Source organism: Propionicicella superfundia DSM 22317, from assembly GCF_000423465.1.
Lineage (GTDB): Bacteria > Actinomycetota > Actinomycetes > Propionibacteriales > Propionibacteriaceae > Propionicicella > Propionicicella superfundia.
Genome location: NZ_KE384021.1, coordinates 1 through 18,355, shown reverse-complemented (window position 1 = coordinate 18,355; position 18,355 = coordinate 1). Strand labels below are relative to the sequence as shown.

Sequence of the window (18,355 nt, the reverse complement as noted above, 5' to 3'; positions counted from 1 at the left end):
GATCCGACCCACACCTGGAGGAACACGAATGCTCCCCGAAGGATTCGACATGCAAGGACTCATGGCCCAGGCGCAGGCCATGCAGGCCCAGATGATGCAGGCGCAGGAGGAACTGACCGCCCTCCGGGTCACGGGCACCGCCGGCGGCGGGCTCGTCGAGGTCGAGGTGAGCGGCACCGGCGAGCTCACCGGCGTGACGATCTCTCCCGAGGCATGGGATCCCGACGACACCGAGGCGCTCGGCGACCTCATCGTCGCGGCCTTCCGTGACGCGCACGGGCGAGCGTCCCAGGTGGCGTCCGCCAAGATGCCGTCCGTGCCGAACCTGGGTATCTGAGCGTTGTACGAAGGTCCCGTCCAAGAGCTGATCGACGAGCTCGGCCGTCTGCCCGGCATCGGGCCGAAGAGCGCACAGCGGATCGCGTTCTTCATCCTGAGCAGCGACCGTGCCGACATCGGGCGACTCATCCACGCCCTCAGCGAGGTGGCCGAGAAGGCGCGCTTCTGCGAGGTGTGCTTCAACGTGTCCGAGGGCGAGGTGTGCCGGGTGTGCACCGACCCGCGCCGCGACCGGTCGGCGATCTGCGTCGTGGAGGAGTCGAAGGACGTCGCCGCGATCGAGCGGACCAACGAGTTCCGCGGCCTGTACCACGTGCTGGGCGGCGCGATCAGCCCCATCGACAACGTCGGGCCGTCCGACCTGCACATCCGCGAGCTGCTGCAGCGGCTGTCCGACGGGGTCGTCACCGAGGTCATCCTCGCCACGGACCCCAATCTGGAGGGCGAGGCGACCGCGACGTACATCAGTCGCCTGCTGCTGCCGATGGGCGTCCGCGTGTCCCGGCTGGCCAGCGGTCTGCCCGTGGGCGGAGATCTCGAGTACGCCGACGAAGTCACCCTCGGCCGGGCGTTCTCCGGCCGCCGCTACATGGAGGCCACCTCGTGATCCGTCTCGTCGCCACCGACCTCGACGGCACGCTGCTGCGCTCCGACAAGACGATCAGCGTCGAGACGTACCGGATCGTCCACGCGCTCGTCGACAGCGGCGTCCTGTTCGTGCCCGCCAGCGGACGGCAGTTCTACAGCATGACCCGCATCCTGCGGCAGCTCGACTTCGCCGGGACGCTGATCTCGGCCAACGGTGCGAACGCCGTCACCCTGCCCGACGAGACCGTCCGGTTCTCCGTCGAGCTGCAGGTGGAGCCGATGCGCGAGCTCGTCGGCAGGCTCAAGCAGCAGGTCCCGACCCTGAAGGTCGCCGCCGTCCGCGACATCGGCCGGACGCTGCTGGGCGAGTACGGCTATGTCGACCTCATGCGGCCCGGCGACCACGACCGCGGCGACCAGGGCGTCCCCGAGGCATCCCTCGCCGAGGTGCTCTCGGAGCCGTCGGTGAAGGTCGTCGCCCGCGCGCCGGGGTGGACGATCCCCGACCTGTACGAGCTGGCGCGGTCGTTCGAGGTGCCCGGGGTCAATGTGACGGATGCGGGCGCCCCGTTCATCGAGATCCTCGGCGAGGGTGTCACCAAGCAGAGCGGCCTGCAGCGGTTGTGCGACCTGGAGGGCATCGACGCCTCCGAGGTGATGGCGTTCGGCGACTGGATCAACGACATCGAGATGCTGCGCTGGGCAGGCACCGGCGTCGCCGTCGCCAACGCCCACCCCGACGCTCTCGCCGCCGCCGACGCGATCACGGCGTCCAACGATGCCGACGGCGTCGCGCAGGTTCTCGCCGAGCTCCTGGAGTCCGTCGAGACCTCCCGCTGACCTCCGTCCGTTCGCCTGCGTCACGCGGGCGTTTTCTCCCCGCTGACACTGGTGACCGCCAGGTTGTGCGGCATACCAGGCGGGTCGTCTCCGCGCCTTCGGTCTGACCGCCACGTTGCAGGGCATACGACGCCTCGGATCGACGGCGTATGCCTCACAACCTGGCGGCCGACCCCGACGTCCGGTCCCCACCGAGCCGGTATGCCTCGCAACGTGGCGGTCAACGCCCCGTACCCACCCCGAGCGCACGACACCGGACCAGCCTCCCTGCACACGACACCGGGCCGACCTCCTGCACACGGCTCGGGGCCTCCGCCGGAGTCGTCATGCGACGCCGCACCGACCCTTCTCGTCGACTCGTGTACATGAATTGAACATTGCGCGATCCGTTGATCACACCATGAACATCCGATAGCGTGCTGAACACGAGTTCCACATCTGACGCTCGAAGCGGAGCGCCAGAGCCACAATCGAGGAGGATTCGTGAGCTGGACCATTGACCTACAAGGGCAGGTGTCGCTCGTCACCGGCGGCGCGACCGGCATCGGCGCGGCCGCCTGCCGGGGATACGCACAAGCCGGCTCCCATGTCGCCGTCAACTACTATCCGAGCGACCGCGACCGCGAAGCGGCCGCGGGCCTGATGACCGAACTGGAGGCGCTCGGGGTCGAATGCCTCGGCCTCGAGTGCGACGTCACCGACGCGGTGGGCGTGCCTCGGATGATCGACCGCGTCATCGACAAATGGGGACGGATCGACAACGTCTTCAGCAACGCCGGCCTGACGATCCCCACCGGCCTCATGCACGAGACCGACTACGAGACCTTCCAGCGCGTCTACAAGATCGCTCTGGACGGCTCCTTCCTCGTCCTGCGCGCCTGCCTGCCGCACATGCTCGAGCAGGGCGCGGGAGACATCGTGCTCATGGGCTCGGGCACCGTCCTCAACGGCGGAGGATCCTCCGTCGCGTACCCGGCCGGAAAGGCCGCCCTCGAAGGGCTCATGGCCGAGATGGTCAACGAGTACGCACCCCGCGGGATCCGCGTCAACCTCATCCGGCCCATGGTGATCGACACCGACTTCATGCGGCAGCGCTACACGCGCGAGGGCTGGGACGCCTACGTGAGCCATCTCCCGGTCAAGCGCGGCGGAACCGCCGAGGACATCGCAAACCTCGTCGTCTTCCTCAGCGACCGCGAGCGGTCGGGCTACATCGTCGGAGAGGCCGTCAACATCGACGGCGGCCGCATCTACCACGTCATCTTCAAGTAGGCACATCGCTGTGCCGCAAACCCTTCTTCAGGAGCATCCATGGCCAACAAGTATCTGGTCGGCGTCGACCTCGGTACCACGGGCACCAAGTCCGTCGTCTTCGATCTGACAGGGCACGTCATCGGCGTGGGCTACCTCGACACGCCCACCTACTTCCCGCGTCCCGGGTGGGTCGCGCAGGACGCGCAGTCGGTTGTCGACCTCATGTTCGAGTCCACCAAGAAGGCGATCGCCAACTCCGGGGTGGACCCCACGGAGATCATCGGCATCGGCTTCACGCACATGTGCACCACCTTCGTCCCGGTGGACAAGGACGGGAACTTCCTCCACACGATTCTGTTGTGGAACGACCTGCGGGGCGGCGAGATGTTCGACTTCGTCCGCGACCGCTGGGCCTCTGCCGGCATCACCGAGCAGGAGGACTACGAGTTCACCGGGTACCCGCTGAACGGACTGTGCACCCTCCCCAAGGTGCTGTGGTTCCAGAAGCACTACCCCGATCTGTACGACAAGACCTACAAGATCGTCGGCATGCAGGCCCTCATGACCAAGGCCTACACCGGCGAGGCGTACTACGACGACAAGCCCGGCATGCCGTACTCGAAGCTGGCGAACGCGTCCACCTTCGAGTTCGACCCGGAGCGGGCGAAGCTGTACGGCGTCGACATCGACAAGTACTGCGACCGCGCCGACCCCGGCTTCCAGGCCGGCGTCGTGAGCAAGGAGGCCGCGGAGAAGTCGGGCCTCGCCGAGGGGACTCCCGTGTTCGTCGGGGCCGGCGATCAGCGGTGCGCCGCCGTCGGTGCCGGCGTCGCCAAGGACGGCATGATGTCGATGTGCTTCGGCACCGCCGGCGTCCTGCACGCCTACACCTCGACCTACAAGGTCCACCCGCAGGGCCGGATCACGATCCTCGGCCACGCGGGCACGGGGCACTGGCAGGTCGAAGGCAACTCCTCGTCCGGCGCGTCCAGTCTCGGCTGGTACGCGAACACGTTCGCCCAGCAGGAGAAGGGATTCGCCTCCCTCATGGACGAGTCCGTGTTCCCTCTCCTGACGCAGGCCGCCGCGAAGTCGCCGGTCGGGTCCCGCGGCGTCCTCTACACGGCGTGGCTGGCGGGGCAGGACTGCCCCAACTTCGACGTCAACGCCTCCGCCACCTTGACGGGGCTCACGTTCTCGCACACGAAGAACGACGTGACGCGCGCCATCATGGAGGGCGTCTGTTTCGAGACCATGACGATGATCGAGGTGGCCGACGAGACGCTGGGCCACAAGCCCCAGGTGATCCGCGCCATCGGCGGCGGAGCGAAGTCGGACTTCTGGAACCAGATCCAGGCCGATGTCTACAACCGGCGCATCGAGACGGTCGAGACCGCCGAGGCCACAGCGCTGGCAGCCGCGATGTTCGCCGCCATCGGAGCGGGCGTCTACAAGGACGTGCATGAGGGCATCGAGAACATGGTGCGGGTCCGGTCCGGATACGACCCGAACCCGGCCAACGCACCCGTCTACGGCGAGCTCTTCGAGCTGTACAAGGAGCTGTACCAGGACATGAGCGCGCGGGTCTTCCCGCGGCTGAAGAAGTTCCAGGACACGCACGTCCAGTGACCCGCAGACACCCCACAACCGCCAGAAGGAGAAGAAAGTGACTCTGCTCGGAACACCAACCATGACCGTCGAGGAGTACGCCAGGCATTACGACATGGCGCTCCTGGCACCGGACGTGACCGAGACCGCCATCCGTGAGGCCGCGCAGCAGGCGGTCGACACCAAGGTCTACGGCTTCGTCTTCAACCCGTGCTGGACGAAGATCGTCGTCGACATCCTGGACGGCAGCGACGTCGTCGCCGGCGCGTGCATCTCGTTCCCCTACGGGACGATGACCTCGACGATGAAGTCCCGTGAGATCGCCGAGGCCCTCGAACAGGGGGCCGGTGGCATCGACATGGTGACGAACATCGGCGCCGTGAAGGAGAACGGCTTCGACCTGGTGCGCGCCGAGGTGGCCGACCTGGCGCGCCAGTGTCGTGCCGCGGGCGCCGACAGCAAGCTCATCTTCGAGGTCGGGTTCCTGACCGACGACGCGATCGCGACGCTGACGAAGATCTGCTGCGACGAGGGCATCACCTACGTCAAGACCGCCACCGGCTCGCAGGCGTTCCCCACCGAGAGCCAGGTCCGGATCATGAAGCAGAACATGACCGGGGACACGAAGCTCAAGGTCTCCGGCGTCCCGCGGACGTTCACGTTGGCAGCCAGCCTCTGGATGCTCGACATGGGCGTCGACCTGATCGGCACCCGGAGCGCTCCGGGACTGGTCGCCGAGTATCGCACCTGGCTGGCGTCGCGGAGCTGACGACCAGCACAGCACCAACGGCCGCCCCACCCCCAGGCCGGCGCCCGGAGACCCCGACTCCGGCGCCGGCCGCGGCGCAGCCGCATCACCGACGTCCAGACGGGAGAGCCATGTTCGTCACCCCCGCCCGTGTGTGCTACCTCTACTACGAGAGGGGCCTCACCCAGCAGCAGATCGCCGCCGCGATGGGCGTGAACCGAGTCCGGGTCTCCCGCATGCTGCGACAGGCTCGCGACGACGGCACCGTCACCATCGGCATCCGGTACCGGGGGTTCTTCCCCGAGATGGAGTCCGCGTTGCGCGTCCTGCACCGCGGCGTCGAGTTCATCATCTGCGATCCCCTCGACGGTTCCTTCACCGAGTCGAAGCATGCCATCGCGGCCACCGCGGCCGACTATCTCGACGGCGCGCTCCATCCCACCGAGAAGGTGGCCATCGGCTGCGGCCGCACCCTGCGTGAGACCGCCGATCTCCTGTCGGCCACGCTTCCCGGCGCCGAGTTCATCCCCCTCATCGGAGGGCAGGAGGACCTCGGGCTGGAGGTCCACGCCAACACCATCGCCGAGCGCATGGCGGAGCTCACGGGGGGACGGGCCCGCCGCATCTTCTGCCCCGCGCTCGCCAAGAGCCCCGAGGAGCGCGATCTCCTCACCCGCACCCCGTCGATCTCGGGCACCCTGGACGAGGCCGCGAAGGCGCAGACATGCCTGTACAGCGTCGAGGACCCCACCCGCAGCGACAGCAGCCTCAGCCTCGCCGGCTACCACACCGAGCACGACGTCGCCACCCTGCGCGAGGCGGGTGCCGCCTGCGACATCCAGTCGATCGTCTTCCTGAACGCGGCCGGGGAGCGGTGCGGGACCAGCGTGTCCGATCGAACCCTGTCGATCACCGAGGACCAGTTCCGTGCCATCCCGCGCAAGATCTGCCTCGCCGGCGGAACGGCGAAGAAGGCGGCCGTCTCCATCGCCTTGGCCGCGGGCTTCATCGATGTCCTCATCACGGATGCCGAAACGGCCCTCCACCTGCTCGGCGACGAGGGGCGCGCCGACGAGCGGGGCGCGCGATGGACCGAGCAGGGGCCGCGCGTCCACGCGATCGCCGCAGATCCGGTCCAGACCCAGGCGTCGGGGTGAGCGGACGGTCTTCTCCAAGACCTCACGGGACGAAGGCATCTGGGTCAGTCGGCACGGGCCGGGTGCCAGTGGGGGCGCGTTACGTGGAGAGTTGATGTTGGACTACCAACACGAATCCTCCACGCTGTGAGAAGGAGCCCCTCATCGAACAGCTCCACCCCGCCGAAGAAGCCGTCTGGCCCGGGCGCGAGACGAGTCAGACCGGCCTGACCGCGTCCAGCGCCTGCCGTAGATCGGCGACGAGATCGTCGGCATCCTCCAGCCCGACCGACAGCCGCAGGTGCCCGTACCGCTGGAAGTGCTCCGGGTAGCGCTCCCAGCCTCCCCGGCCCGTCGGCCCCACGTGGACGATGAGGGACTCGTCGTGGCCGAGCGACACCGCCGAGGTGATGACGCGCAGCCGCGCCACGAAGCGGTTCTGCAACTCACCGTCCCCGTCGAGCGCGAACGCGAGCATCCCGCCGAAGCCACGTCCCCCGAACTGGCGCACGGCGAGCTCGTGCTGGCCGTGGGACGGCAGCCCCGGGTATTCGACGTACGCGACGCGCGGGTCGGCCGCCAGGAACTCCGCGACCCGCTGCGCGTTCGCCTGATGCTGTGTGAGGCGCAGCGGCAGGGTCACCGAACCGCGCGTGATGAGCCAGGCGTTGAACGGAGAGATCACCCCGCCCACGTCGGTGAGCGCGTCGTGGCGGAGTATGGCGACGTGCTCGGCCGAGCCGATGACCGCACCCCCCATCGCGTCCCCGTGTCCGTTGATGTACTTCGTGAGCGAGTGCACCGTGAGATCGGCGCCGTCGGCGAGCGGTCGGTACAGGGGTGGCGGGGAGAAGGTCGAGTCCACACTCAGGAGCGCCCCCACAGCGTGGGCGATGACCGCCAGTTCGGCGACGTCGGCCACCCGCGTCGTCGGGTTGGCGATCGCCTCGGTGTGGATCAGCCGGGTGTTCGGCCGCAGCGCCGCGCGTACGGCGTCCAGGTCGGACGTGTCCACGAAGGTCGCCTCGATGCCGTACTTCGCGGGCAGCAGCTCGGTGAACAGCCGCCATGTCGCCTCGTACGCCACGTCGGAGATGACGGCATGGTCGCCGGAGCGCAGGAAGCAGAAGAACACTCCGTGCAGAGCCGCCACGCCCGAGGCGAAGACGGCGGCCGCCTCGCCGCCGTCCATCGCGGCGAGCTTCGCTTCCAGCGCCTGCTGGTTGGCGCCGGTCGTGCGCGTGTACAGGAGGCGGTCGGGGTTCGACCAGTCGAGGTTGCTCGGATCGTCGGGCAGGGCATAGGCGTTGGCCATGATGATCGGCGTGCGGATCGCCCCCGATCCGGCGTCGACGGCGTTTCCGCCGTGGACCGCCCACGTCGCGTCCCCCACCGTGCGCGGGTCGTGCCTGTCGGGGACGGTCATCTGGCTCCTCCTTCTCCCGGTGCATTCCGTTGTAGCAGACGGCCACCCGCGGCTTGGGGTTTCTCGCCTTGGCGGGCAACCCCAAGCCGCAGCCGGGCTGTTCAAACCGCTACGGTAAGTCATCGAGTCGGCCCAACGACATACGGGGCCGCTCATTCCGCCTGGACGCCCCGGGGGGATTCGAACCGACGAGCCGCGCCCACGCCGTCGAACAACCATGAACTGTGACGGCGAGATCGTGACTGCGGAGGCGCAGGGAGGCGAGGTCTGCGAATGCGACGGCCAGGACATCTACCCTCGTATGGGGGCAACTGCCGGGCGTCAGCGTCAGAACGGTGGCGTGGGACGCCAAGGAGGGAGAATCCTGTGACCGAGGGACGTGCACTGATCGAACACGAGGCTCGCCAGGTGCTGGCCGATAAGCACAGTCAGGCTGCCAGCCGTGACCTGTTCTCAGCCCGCCGAGAAGAGAGCGGCTGGGTGTTCGCCTGGTCCGACCGCACGACGCCCGCGCCGATGGGCGTGGGGTCCGTCGTCGTCACGGACTCGGGGCAGGTCGGCAGACTCAAGATCGGCGAGACGGCCGAGCAAGCCTTTCAGAGGCTGTCCGACTGACGTGGTTCGTTCCTACGCGTTCCCTCGACCGGCGAGCGCCGGCTGGGCTGGCCAGATGGAGGTCGGTACCACGCCACGCTCAAGCAGCCCATCCGAGGTCACAGTCCGGTAACAACGCGTGATCCGTCCGCGCGAAGCCCCTTGTGTCTCACACCTTCGTCCGAATGGTGGACAGCGGGTCCCGAACCGCGACGAGCGACTGTTCCGCCCGACGCCCGTTTGACGAAAGAATCTCCTGCAATACGGCGCTGACAAGCGCAGATTGCGTCGCAATCGGACCCCGATCGGTCTAGGATTGGTAGCAGAGATCCCTCAGCGAGGGGGACCATCCGACGAAAGAGCAACAATGAGCACCACCACTGCCTCGACCGTTCACGACGAGGCCGTCGCGATCGTCCGCGAGGCCGTCAACGAGTACCTTCCGATCGCGCGCGTACGTCGAATCGACCTGGACACGAAGACGTGGGAGGACCTCATGCACGAGGTCCGCGATGTCGTCGAACACGCCAACTGAGTTACTCCACCTGAATATCTGACGAAGAGACACGAGGACGCCCGCCGGCCGGCGGGCGTCCTCGTGTCGTCCGGGCATGGCGCGTGACGAGCAGCATGCCCGGCACCGCGCCGTCCCCTCATCGACGTGTTGGGCCAACTCACAGAAAGCGTCGGTGGCCTGTGGTTCCCTTGTTTGCAGGAGGTAGCCGAAGTGGACTACGCGGAGTTCTTCGAGACGGCAACGGGTTTCTGGCCGTACCCCTTCCAGTGCCGGGTGGCCGACGTCGGCTTCCCTGACATCATCACCGCGCCGACGGGCGCGGGAAAGACCGAAGCCGTGGTGGTCCCCTGGCTGTGGCGCGCGTTTCGCGGATCCGCGGGCACGCAGGCGGCTACCCCACGGCGACTCATCATCGCCTTGCCCATGCGCACCCTCGTCGAACAGACCGAGCGGCGGGTGGCGGACATGCTGGAGAGGCTGGGTGTTGCCGACGCCGTGCATGTTCAGGTTCTGATGGGCGGTCGGCTCTCTCGCGACGACCTCAGCGCCTGGCGCACGACGCCCGACGAGCGCTCCATCGTCATCGGAACCGTGGACGGCGTGGTGTCGCGAGCACTGAATCGGGGCTATGGGGCGACGCGAGGTGCGTACCCGATCGACTTCGCCCTCCTCACCAACGGGGCGCAGATCGTGGTCGACGAGGTGCAACTGTGCGTCCAGGCGACCGCGACCCTCCGCCAGATCAGCGCATTCCAGTCCGGCTGGCAGACGGCTGAACCCGCCGGGCTGACGTGCATGTCCGCCACGATCCTGCCCGAGGCGCTCGACGTCGTGGACAACCCCTACGACGAGAAGACGACGAGCGTCATCCGCCTCGAGGCCGACGACGAAACCGACCCGATCCTGCGGCAGCGGTTGGCTGCGGCAAAGACCGTGGAACAACTGCATGGCTGCGACAAGCCGAAAGTCCTCGCGGAGAGGATCATCGATGCCCATATGCCGGGGTCCTTGACCCTGGTCATGGTCAACACGGTCAAACGCGCCGTCGAGACCTACCGGGCGTTGAAGGGCAAGACCCAGGCCGACCTCCTTCTCCTCCACTCCCATTTCCGCGGTGTGGAACGGGCCGACATCGTCGACCGGGTCCTCTCGGAGGTGCCGCCCGAAGGGCGGATCGTCGTGGCGACGCAGACCCTGGAGGCCGGTGTCGACCTCGACGCCCGGACCCTGGTGACCGAGGCGGCCCCGTGGAGCTCCCTCGTCCAGCGCGCCGGTCGCCTCAACCGCAAGGGCAGACAACCAGACGCCCGGCTGTTGTGGTTCGAAGCCATGAAAGACAGCCCCTACGACGCCCACGACACGGCAGCGACCGCCGACGCCCTGCGAGCGATCGAGGGCCGCCAGGTGTCCGGGCACGTTCTCCTGACGACGCGAGTGGCCCAGGTGCCGACGGACCTGGCAGTCATCCGCCGGTCCGAGATGGAAGACCTCTTCGAGACCGCCGCCGACCAGGCGGGCCGAGACATCGACATCAGCCGCTACATTCGCGGCGACGAGCCGCTGGACATCCAGATCGCCTGGGTCGACACGGCGAGCTACGAGGGAGTGGGGCGGTCCGTGACCGTGCCGCCCGAGCCCTTGCGCTGCGCCGCGAAGGCCGCCGACGTCCGTAGCCTCCTCTCGCGTGATCCTCGCCCACGGGTGCTCATGTTCTCCACCACGGATGACCGCTGGGTCCGGGTGACGAGCGGGGCTCAGGTCAAGCCACAGCAGCTCCTGCTGGTCGACCGCGCCGATGGCGGCTACGACACCGAGGCGGGCTTCTCGCCGTCGTCGAGGACGCCGGTTGCGATCACCGAGGCCGAGGCCTCGGCCCGGGCCGACGACGTTCCGAGACCCGACACCGATGGCGTGGGCAACGAGCCCGGGGCCCAGTCGAGTGTGTGGCTGCCGCTCGCGACCCACCTCGCTGAGACCCGGGAACAGGCAGAAACCCTGATCGAGGAGATCGCGCGGACGGTCTCTCTTGACCCGGACATGCGCGCGGCCGTCGTCGGCGCTGCGGCTCTTCACGACATCGGGAAAGCACATCCCATCTGGCAAGGAGCGCTGCTTGCGACCTCGCCCGACCACCCGACGGCCGGTGTCTTCGCGAAATCGCCCGGGTCGAAGGGGCAGTTGATCTGCAAGGACGAGAACGGTCGACGCCGCCGCAACTTCCGCCACGAACTGGTGTCGGCGCTGATGCTGATGAGCCCCGACGGCGCGGACGCCATGACCGACGCCGGCGTCCCCGAGGCCGCCCACGACCTGTGCCGCTACCTGGTCGCAGCCCATCACGGCATCGTTCGTGTCAGTCCGCAGGATCCGACGGTGGAAGGCCGGTCCGGACGCACGCTGTTCGGCCTGCTGCAGGCAGACCTGATTCCGACGGTCACCGGCGGCAAGAGCTCCGTGGATCTCGCCCGCGTCTTCGGTGGCGGCCCCGGCTCGTGGACCGACCGAAGCCTGGCGCTGCTCGACCACTGGGGCCCGTTCCGCCTCGCATATGCCGAGATGCTCGTCCGCATGGCCGACTGGCGAGCCAGTGCCCTGCCCCACCCGGAGGTGACCCCGTGATCCTGGAGATGCCCGGGCTGCGACCCGACAACCTGATGACCTACTTGGCAGGGCTCGGCCTCGTCCGGGTGGTGACCACCCAGTTCGACCCCGCCGCGATGTCGTGGTGGGAAGGGTCGACTCTCATGGTCGACGTCGCCCGCGACGACCTTGTCGACTTCCTCATCGACGCGTACCGCCCGACGCCGATCCTGAGCCCGTGGAACGGCGGCAGTGGATACGGAGAGAAGGACAAAGCCCCGCGCCAGGCGTTGAACAAGCTCCTCACGTCGGGTTCACCGAGGCTGCAGGCCTTCGTCGCGACCGATGCCGTGATCCGCGCAGTCGACCAGGACAAGGACAAGGGCACCTACGTCCAGCGTCTCCGCAACAGCGTCCCCGACGCGGCGCTGCCGTGGATCGATGCAGCGGTCGTCCTGACCACCGGACCGCAGGGCGAACGCCGCGCCGTTTTTCCCCCGCTCCTCGGGACCGGTGGGAACGACGGGCGCTACGACTTCTCCACGAACTTCCATCAACGGCTGGCCGATGTGCTGCCCGACCTGGGGGCACGTCGGCCCGCCTCCCGCACATGGCTCGAGTCGGCGCTCGACGGCAGGTCGGTGGCACTCGCCGCCGCGACGATCGGCCAGTTCGACCCCGCAGCCGCCGGCGGCCCGGGAACATCCGCGTTCGACGACGCCGTTTCGTTCGTCAACCCCTGGCCGTTCGTTCTCATGGTCGAAGGACTCGTGAGCTTCGCCTCTGCCCCGGTGCGGCGGTTCGGCGAGGTCGCGGGTCGCGCCGCGATGCCGTTCACCGTGACGGCGAGTCCCGCAGGGCCCACCCCCGGCTCCGAAGAGGAGGAGGCGCGGGGCGAGCTGTGGGCGCCGGTGTGGAACCACCCCCTGGGCTCCCGCGACATCCACCACCTGTTCACGTCGTCCCGGGCGAGCTGGGACGGCCGCACCGCCGTCGGCGCGGCCCACATGTATGCGGCGCTGAGGTCATCGGGAATCGACCGCCGCGCGGACCGGTTCTTCCGCTACGGGTTCGTCCAGCGCAACGGCCTGTCCTACAGCGCGGTTCTCCTCGACGAGGTCACCGTCGAGGCACGCCCCGAGGTGGAGGTCGGAATCGCCATAGAGCACAGGGCGAACCCGTTCCTGCGCGTGAGCGCGACGAACCGGCTGGCACCGGTCTTCGCGGGCTACGAGCGGGCACGGGTCCGCTTCTATCGCGACCCGGGCGAAGCGGAGCACCTTCTCGCCGTCCTCGCAGCAGCAACGGAGTCCGAAAGGGCTGTCGCGCTTACCGAGGGAGGTCGAGACGCGGTGTCGTTCGCCGAGCGCAAGCTCCGGGCGTCCGAGGCACTGCCCCTGTTCGCGAGCCTCCTCGCGGATGTCCCGGAGTATCGGATCGCGGCCGGTCTGGCGAGCGGCACCGTGACCGTCGCGGAGCGCGAGTGGTCCATGGCCGACCTCCTCATCGGGCGGCCGCCTGCCCGAGCCCGTGAGCCCTTCCAGAAGGCGGTCGTGGCCGGTTTCGGGCCGCGATCCCTCCGTTCGGTGCTGTCGGAGCTGCTCGTGTGGAGGCTTGCCCATCGCAGCGACACCCGCGCCCCCGAGTCGGCGGGCGTGGCGGTCATGGACCGCTACGCACTCTCCGTGCCCTGGCAGGACGTCCACGCGTGGGCGAGCGGAGCCCTCGACGACCGTCTCGTCGAGACGGCGCTCATGTCGATGCTGGCGCTCGACTGGCATGGCCGCCTCGAGCGTGAGCCCTGGGCCCCGGCCGACGCGGTTCCCGTGCCCGCTCTGGCCATCCTCCAGCCGTTCGCTCGCCAGGCCGTCAGCGCGACCGGTCTGCTCGACGAGGCAAGCCAGCGGGGCATCGCCCCGGGCTGGCCCGCGCAGTTGGCGGCAGGGACCACCTCGCACGTGGTGGCGGAGGCCGCCGCCCTCCTGCAGCGCAGCTACGTGATCCAGCGCGGTGCGGGGGGGACGGTCGCGTTCCTCAAGCCGATCGGTCAGGTGGGCCCGATCGCTTCGTCGGATGGGCAACGGCTCGCGGCGGCACTGTGGGTGCCGACCAACCACACGCACGCATTGAAGCGCGTTACCCGGCTCGCTTCGCAGAACAGCAACGAGGAGATCGCATCATGACCCGACGCACGACCCTGACCCTGCCCCTGGTGCCTGTTGCCGGTGCACGGTTCCAGCCGACCGGTTTCCCGAACCTCGGCGCGGCCGTCTTCCCCCGGCTCGAGGACGGTGTGGAGATACCCTGCCTCCACGTCGAGTCGCCCCAATCGATGGCCAACCGCTTCGAAGAGACCACTTGGCGCGTCGCCGAGCAGCGGCCCGTCGAGGCGTTCGACGCCATTCCGTACGTGGAGGTGGTCGATCCCGACGGCGAGTTCCTCACCTCCTCGCGGCTTGAGGCCCACCGGCTCGCCTCGGCCTACATCATGGACGGAAGCATCGACGGTGAGGACGCTGAGAAGGTGATCGAGCGCAAGCTCGGGCTGGTGGCCGGCAAACCGACCAACCACCGCGAGGTCGCACGCGCCATCTTCGACCTGGACCCGCTGTCGCTGGTCCACGGCGTGTTCTTCGCCCGGAAGAGCTGGCCGACCCAGCCCAAGGTGGCGCGGGCGATCACGAGCTTCATCGATGCCGACGACGTGCGGGTCGCGGCGTCGGGCGGAGTGAAGACGGACGGTGTCAACCAGAAGACGGCCGAGGGACGCGGGGCGGAGTCCGGCTACGGGATGGTCCCGCATCTTCGGACCGAGTACACCGCGCGCGCCATCACGGCATACGTGACCGTCGACCACGAGCAGTTGCGCTCGTACGGGCTCGGGGACGAGCGCACCGAGCTTCTCGAGGCGATCATCGACTACGAGCTGTCCCACTTCTTCAACGACGAGGGTATGCGGCTGCGCACGGCCTGCGATCTCAAGGTGGTCGACCTCACGAGCCTGCCGACGCCGACGAGCGCCAGCACCCGGCTCGAAGCCGCGGTCGCAGCACTCGGCGGACAGTTCGCGCCCCGCACCGTGGTCGTGTGGAGCGGCCCCAAGGGCAAGGCATAGGTCACCGTCGTGAGCGTCGTCCTCAAACTGACGTTTCCGCATCGCCGTTACCACGCGACGCCGTGGGATCAGGCGGTGAACAACGGAGTCGTCGAATGGCCTCCCTCACCGTGGCGGATCGTGCGAGCGCTGATCGCCGTCGCGTACACCCGCTACCCGAACGTGCCGATGTCGCAGGTGCTGGAGGCGGTGAAGCCGCTGGCGCAGCCTCCGACCTACTTCGTGCCTCCGTTCCGGCGTGGACACACCCGCCACTACATGCCCAAGGGCAAGCAGCGGACGGGACTGAACGCCACGGAGCTCACCTTCGACCCCTACGTCTCGGTGTCTCCCCTGGACGCGCTCGTCGTCGAGTGGGGTGAGGCCGAACTGGCGGAGGACGCGCTGCGCCTGCTGGGCGAGCTCGTGGCGTCCATGCCCTATCTGGGTCGCGCGGAGTCAGCCGTCGTGGGCTCGATCATCGACGCGCCGCCACAAGCGCACGACTGGACCGGATCGATCTGGCGGCCGAGCACCCACGGACTGCAGCGGCTCATGTGTCCGACGGCGGACGCTTCTCGCGAACAGCTCGAGGTGACCGTGCACCAGATGCGGAAGGGCCGTCGGCTGCTCCCCGAGGGGGCTCGATGGGTGTCCTACGAGGAGGCGGCCGGCGCGGCCTCGGCCCCACGCCGCAGAGCCCGTGCCGACTCTCGCGTGGAGGTGATGAGGTGGCATTTCTCCTCGCCCGAGCCCTTCCAGGGCGTCAACGCCGTGCTCGCCACCGACCGTCTGCGCATGATCGCGCTCAGTGTCACCAAGCCCGCCGACGATCGCGAGGATGGTACCGCCGAGGACCGTCACCCCGAGCCGGTCGAAGAACGCGACCGATGCCTGCTGAGCGGTCACCAGACAGGCGAGACGCGGCAGCATCAGCATGCCCACTGGCTCTGGACGGAGAAGGAGGGACGGGTGTCCGATCTCGTCCTGTGGGTGCCGGCGACGAACGAGAACGGCGTCGCCGGTGTCTCCTACGAGACGGCCGCCCGTGTCGCCTCCGTCGTCGGCGCGATCGGCCTTCGTCCACGAGAAGACCGCGGCTACGTCCCCACGGGTTTCGTGGCGGGCGACCTCAACCTTGTCGGTTGGGGCGGGCGTGATGTCATCGGCGACCTGCTGACACGTCCTGGCGGTCATCGTGGCGGGACGGTGTGGGAGTCCGCGACCCCTCATCTTCTCGTGCGACGAGGCAAGAAGAACCAGACGCTGGCCAGCCTCGCGTTGGAGGATGTGCAGAGCGAGCTGGCGTTCCGCTTCGCGAAGCCGCCGGCCGTCCGCTCCATCGCGGTGACATCGCGGCCGGTCGAGGCACGCCTGTACCGGAGGCTGCGGTGGGGGGCCAAGCTGTCGCGCACCTTGGGGCGAGGCGCAATTCACGATCGCGTCCCGGTGTGGCTGCGGGTCGAGTTCGCCGAGCCGGTCGTCGGGCCGCTGGTCCTCGGCGGGTTGAGCCACTTCGGGTTCGGTCGCCTTGCACCCGTGGAGTGACCCGTGACCGACTACGCGGACGCCCCCGCCGTGATTCCCGCGCGAATGCTCAACGAGTTCGTGTACTGCCCCCGCCTGTTCTACATCGAATGGGTCGACGGTCAGTGGGCGGACAACGCCGACACCACACGGGGAGACCTGAGCCATGCGTCCGTCGACGCTCGGGGAGGCCGGATGCCTGCCCCGGGCGACGAGGATCGTCCGTACACGACGTCCTCGGTGCGGTTGTCCGACGAGGAACTCGGCGTCCTGGCGGTCATCGACCGGGTGGACCATGTCGACGGCGGGTGCTCCTCGGTGGACTACAAGGTGGGGCATCCGGGCCCTGACGGTGAGCCGTGGCCTGCTGACCGAGCCCAGGCCCTCGTGCAGGCCACGCTGCTGCATCGCGCGGGCTACGAGGTGGTGTCGGCCGACCTCTACTACCGCGAGACGCATTCTCGGGTGTCGATCCCCTGGCGGGACGACCTGGAGGACGAGGTCCGGGAGTTGGTGACGCGGGCGAGGGAGACGGCGGCGACGCTGGTCCCCCCGCCTCCGCTGGTCGACTCCCCGCGATGCCCGAGGTGCTCTTTGGTGGGGCTGTGCCTGCCTGACGAGAAGAATGCCCTGCTGGGCAGGGTGAGTCAGCCCAAGCGCCTCATGGTCCGTAACCCTGACCAGCAGCCTCTGTACGTGACGGAGCAAGGCTCGTACGTCGGCTGCAGGGGCGGTCAGATCCTCGTCACGCAGAAGGGCGAAACACTCGCGCGACACCGTGTCCTGGACGTGTCGAGCCTGTGCGTGTTCGGCCATGTCCAGGTTACGACCGAAGCGCTGTGGAAGCTCTGGGAGGCCGGGGCGAACGTGATGTGGTTCTCATACGGCGGGTGGCTGAACGGCTGGGCGCAGGGTAAACCGTCCGGCTATTCGGAACTCCGCCGACGGCAGGTCGCGGCGCACGCCCAGGGATCCGCTGTGGCGGCAGCCATGATCAGCGGCAAGATCCGCAACCAACGGACCTTGCTGAGGCGCAATGCGAAGTCAGACGTGAGCGGAGCGGTCGCGGGACTGGGAAGGCTGGCGGCGAAAGCGACGACGGCGACAGCGCGGGAGGATCTACTGGGGTTCGAGGGCGCGGCCGCCCGGACGTACTTCGACCGCTTCGCCTCCATGCTCTCGTGCGATCAGGCGATCTCCGATGCCTTCCGCGCGAACGGCCGCAACCGACGTCCTCCTCTCGACCCTGTGAACGCGTCACTGAGCTTCTGCTACTCGCTGCTCGTCCGTGACGTGGTCGCCACATGCCTCGCCGTGGGCCTCGACCCATACATCGGCGTTCTGCATCGCAATCGATACGGGCGCCCCGCCATGGCGTTGGATCTCGCTGAGGAGTTTCGTCCCCTCGTGGCCGAGTCCGTCACGGTGTCCCTGCTCAACACAGGGCAACTGCGGAGCAGCGACTTCAGGAGTTCATCGGTCGGGACTGCGCTGACCCAGCAGGGCCGAAGAACGCTGATCGCCGGGTATGAACGACGCATGGCGACCGAGCTGAAGCATCCCGTTTTCGGCTACAGCGTCAGCTACCGACGAGCCCTCGAGGTCCAAACGAGGATCCTTGCCGCCGTGCTGATCGGCGAACTCGACGCGTACACACCCCTCACAACGAGGTGATGTCGTGACGCGTCGGCGGTACCTGATCGCATACGACATCCGTGACGAACGGCGCCTACGGCGCGTCTGCAAACTCATGGAGGGGCACGGGACACGGCTGCAGTACTCGGTGTTTCTCTGCGATCTCAGCGACCGCGAGCTCTTGATCTGGAGGTCGGATATCGTGCAACTCATGGAACTCGAGCTCGACTCGGTGGTCTACGTGGACCTGGGAGGCGTCGGAGCGACGAACGTCGAGGTGATCGGCGCTCCGCGGCAGTTCCCACACACGGGCCCCATGATCGTCTAGCGAGCGCGACGGTGCTGCAGACCGTCCACACGAGTGCTCGCGTCCTAGCCAGGACCGCATTGACACTTGAGAACTCCATAGTGAAGACTTCGTTGGGCGGATGCGGACCTTGCCTCTCGCGAAGCGACTCATCTTTCCTTG

16 protein-coding genes are annotated in these 18,355 nt (G+C 68.1%); 15 read left to right on the top strand and 1 reads right to left on the bottom strand.

Features of this window, described 5'->3' with window-relative positions; genetic code table 11:
* The first annotated feature begins 49 nt into the window (after positions 1 to 49).
* The 7 genes from G555_RS0109965 to G555_RS0109935 all read left to right on the top strand — a co-directional run bounded on the left by G555_RS0109965 (position 50) and on the right by G555_RS0109935 (position 6,534).
* Positions 50 to 337, top strand: a complete 288-nt coding sequence (locus G555_RS0109965) for a YbaB/EbfC family nucleoid-associated protein (protein ID WP_245581254.1) — start codon at positions 50 to 52, stop codon at positions 335 to 337.
* A gap of 3 nt (positions 338 to 340) precedes the next feature.
* Positions 341 to 946, top strand: a complete 606-nt coding sequence (gene recR / locus G555_RS0109960; protein WP_028708774.1) for a recombination mediator RecR — start codon at positions 341 to 343, stop codon at positions 944 to 946.
* Positions 943 to 1,767 carry an HAD family hydrolase gene (locus G555_RS0109955; protein ID WP_051208730.1) on the top strand — a complete coding sequence of 275 codons (825 nt, stop codon included), beginning with the start codon at positions 943 to 945 and terminating at the stop codon, positions 1,765 to 1,767. The genes recR and G555_RS0109955 overlap by 4 nt, the downstream gene beginning before the upstream one ends.
* A gap of 483 nt (positions 1,768 to 2,250) precedes the next feature.
* Positions 2,251 to 3,039 (top strand): SDR family NAD(P)-dependent oxidoreductase, encoded by a 789-nt coding sequence (locus G555_RS0109950; protein WP_169337896.1) that lies wholly within the window; start codon positions 2,251 to 2,253, stop codon positions 3,037 to 3,039.
* 39 nt (positions 3,040 to 3,078) lie between these two features.
* Positions 3,079 to 4,650 (top strand): FGGY-family carbohydrate kinase, encoded by a 1,572-nt coding sequence (locus tag G555_RS0109945; RefSeq protein ID WP_028708771.1) that lies wholly within the window; start codon positions 3,079 to 3,081, stop codon positions 4,648 to 4,650.
* A gap of 37 nt (positions 4,651 to 4,687) precedes the next feature.
* Entirely contained in the window at positions 4,688 to 5,398 is a 711-nt protein-coding gene (gene deoC, locus G555_RS0109940; RefSeq protein ID WP_028708770.1) for a deoxyribose-phosphate aldolase, read from the top strand.
* 110 nt (positions 5,399 to 5,508) lie between these two features.
* Complete coding sequence (locus G555_RS0109935) at positions 5,509 to 6,534, top strand: sugar-binding transcriptional regulator (RefSeq protein ID WP_028708769.1); 1,026 nt, start codon at positions 5,509 to 5,511, stop codon at positions 6,532 to 6,534.
* 196 nt (positions 6,535 to 6,730) lie between these two features.
* Here the strand turns inward: G555_RS0109935 and G555_RS0109930 are convergent, their stop codons facing one another.
* Positions 6,731 to 7,939 carry a trans-sulfuration enzyme family protein gene (locus tag G555_RS0109930; RefSeq protein WP_028708768.1) on the bottom strand — a complete coding sequence of 403 codons (1,209 nt, stop codon included), beginning with the start codon at positions 7,937 to 7,939 and terminating at the stop codon, positions 6,731 to 6,733.
* Between the two features lie 366 nt (positions 7,940 to 8,305).
* Here G555_RS0109930 and G555_RS0109925 point away from each other — a divergent pair, with 366 nt between their 5' ends.
* The 8 genes from G555_RS0109925 (at position 8,306) to cas2 (ending at position 18,214) form a co-directional block, all read left to right on the top strand.
* Positions 8,306 to 8,554, top strand: a complete 249-nt coding sequence (locus G555_RS0109925) for a hypothetical protein (protein WP_028708767.1) — start codon at positions 8,306 to 8,308, stop codon at positions 8,552 to 8,554.
* 346 nt (positions 8,555 to 8,900) lie between these two features.
* Positions 8,901 to 9,068, top strand: a complete 168-nt coding sequence (locus tag G555_RS22280) for a hypothetical protein (RefSeq protein WP_156887506.1) — start codon at positions 8,901 to 8,903, stop codon at positions 9,066 to 9,068.
* Between the two features lie 192 nt (positions 9,069 to 9,260).
* Positions 9,261 to 11,669, top strand: coding sequence for a CRISPR-associated helicase/endonuclease Cas3 (locus tag G555_RS0109915; RefSeq protein WP_036922382.1), 2,409 nt, complete (start codon positions 9,261 to 9,263; stop codon positions 11,667 to 11,669).
* A complete protein-coding gene (gene cas8g1, locus G555_RS19110; protein WP_051208728.1) occupies positions 11,666 to 13,813 on the top strand; it encodes a type I-G CRISPR-associated protein Cas8g1/Csx17 in 2,148 nt (715 codons plus the stop codon). Before G555_RS0109915 ends, cas8g1 begins: the two co-directional genes overlap by 4 nt.
* Positions 13,810 to 14,745 (top strand): type I-G CRISPR-associated RAMP protein Csb1/Cas7g, encoded by a 936-nt coding sequence (gene cas7g, locus G555_RS0109905; RefSeq protein WP_028708765.1) that lies wholly within the window; start codon positions 13,810 to 13,812, stop codon positions 14,743 to 14,745. Before cas8g1 ends, cas7g begins: the two co-directional genes overlap by 4 nt.
* A 9-nt stretch (positions 14,746 to 14,754) precedes the next feature.
* Positions 14,755 to 16,272: a type I-G CRISPR-associated protein Csb2 gene (gene csb2 / locus G555_RS0109900; RefSeq protein ID WP_028708764.1), complete on the top strand. Its 1,518-nt coding sequence runs from the start codon at positions 14,755 to 14,757 to the stop codon at positions 16,270 to 16,272.
* A gap of 3 nt (positions 16,273 to 16,275) precedes the next feature.
* Positions 16,276 to 17,925, top strand: a complete 1,650-nt coding sequence (locus G555_RS0109895; protein ID WP_028708763.1) for a CRISPR-associated endonuclease Cas4/Cas1 — start codon at positions 16,276 to 16,278, stop codon at positions 17,923 to 17,925.
* A 4-nt stretch (positions 17,926 to 17,929) separates the two neighbouring features.
* Entirely contained in the window at positions 17,930 to 18,214 is a 285-nt protein-coding gene (gene cas2 / locus G555_RS0109890) for a CRISPR-associated endonuclease Cas2 (RefSeq protein ID WP_028708762.1), read from the top strand.
* Positions 18,215 to 18,355: the final 141 nt, after the last annotated feature.

Bases quoted from the DNA above. Each gene is read 5' to 3' on its own strand.
- G555_RS0109965 (WP_245581254.1), top strand. From the start codon at position 50: ATGCAAGGACTCATGGCCCAGGCGCAGGCCATGCAGGCCCAGATGATG.
- G555_RS0109945 (WP_028708771.1), top strand. From the start codon at position 3,079: ATGGCCAACAAGTATCTGGTCGGCGTCGACCTCGGTACCACGGGCACC.
- G555_RS0109935 (WP_028708769.1), top strand. From the start codon at position 5,509: ATGTTCGTCACCCCCGCCCGTGTGTGCTACCTCTACTACGAGAGGGGC.
- G555_RS0109930 (WP_028708768.1), bottom strand. From the start codon at position 7,939: ATGACCGTCCCCGACAGGCACGACCCGCGCACGGTGGGGGACGCGACG.
- G555_RS22280 (WP_156887506.1), top strand. From the start codon at position 8,901: ATGAGCACCACCACTGCCTCGACCGTTCACGACGAGGCCGTCGCGATC.
- cas7g (WP_028708765.1), top strand. From the start codon at position 13,810: ATGACCCGACGCACGACCCTGACCCTGCCCCTGGTGCCTGTTGCCGGT.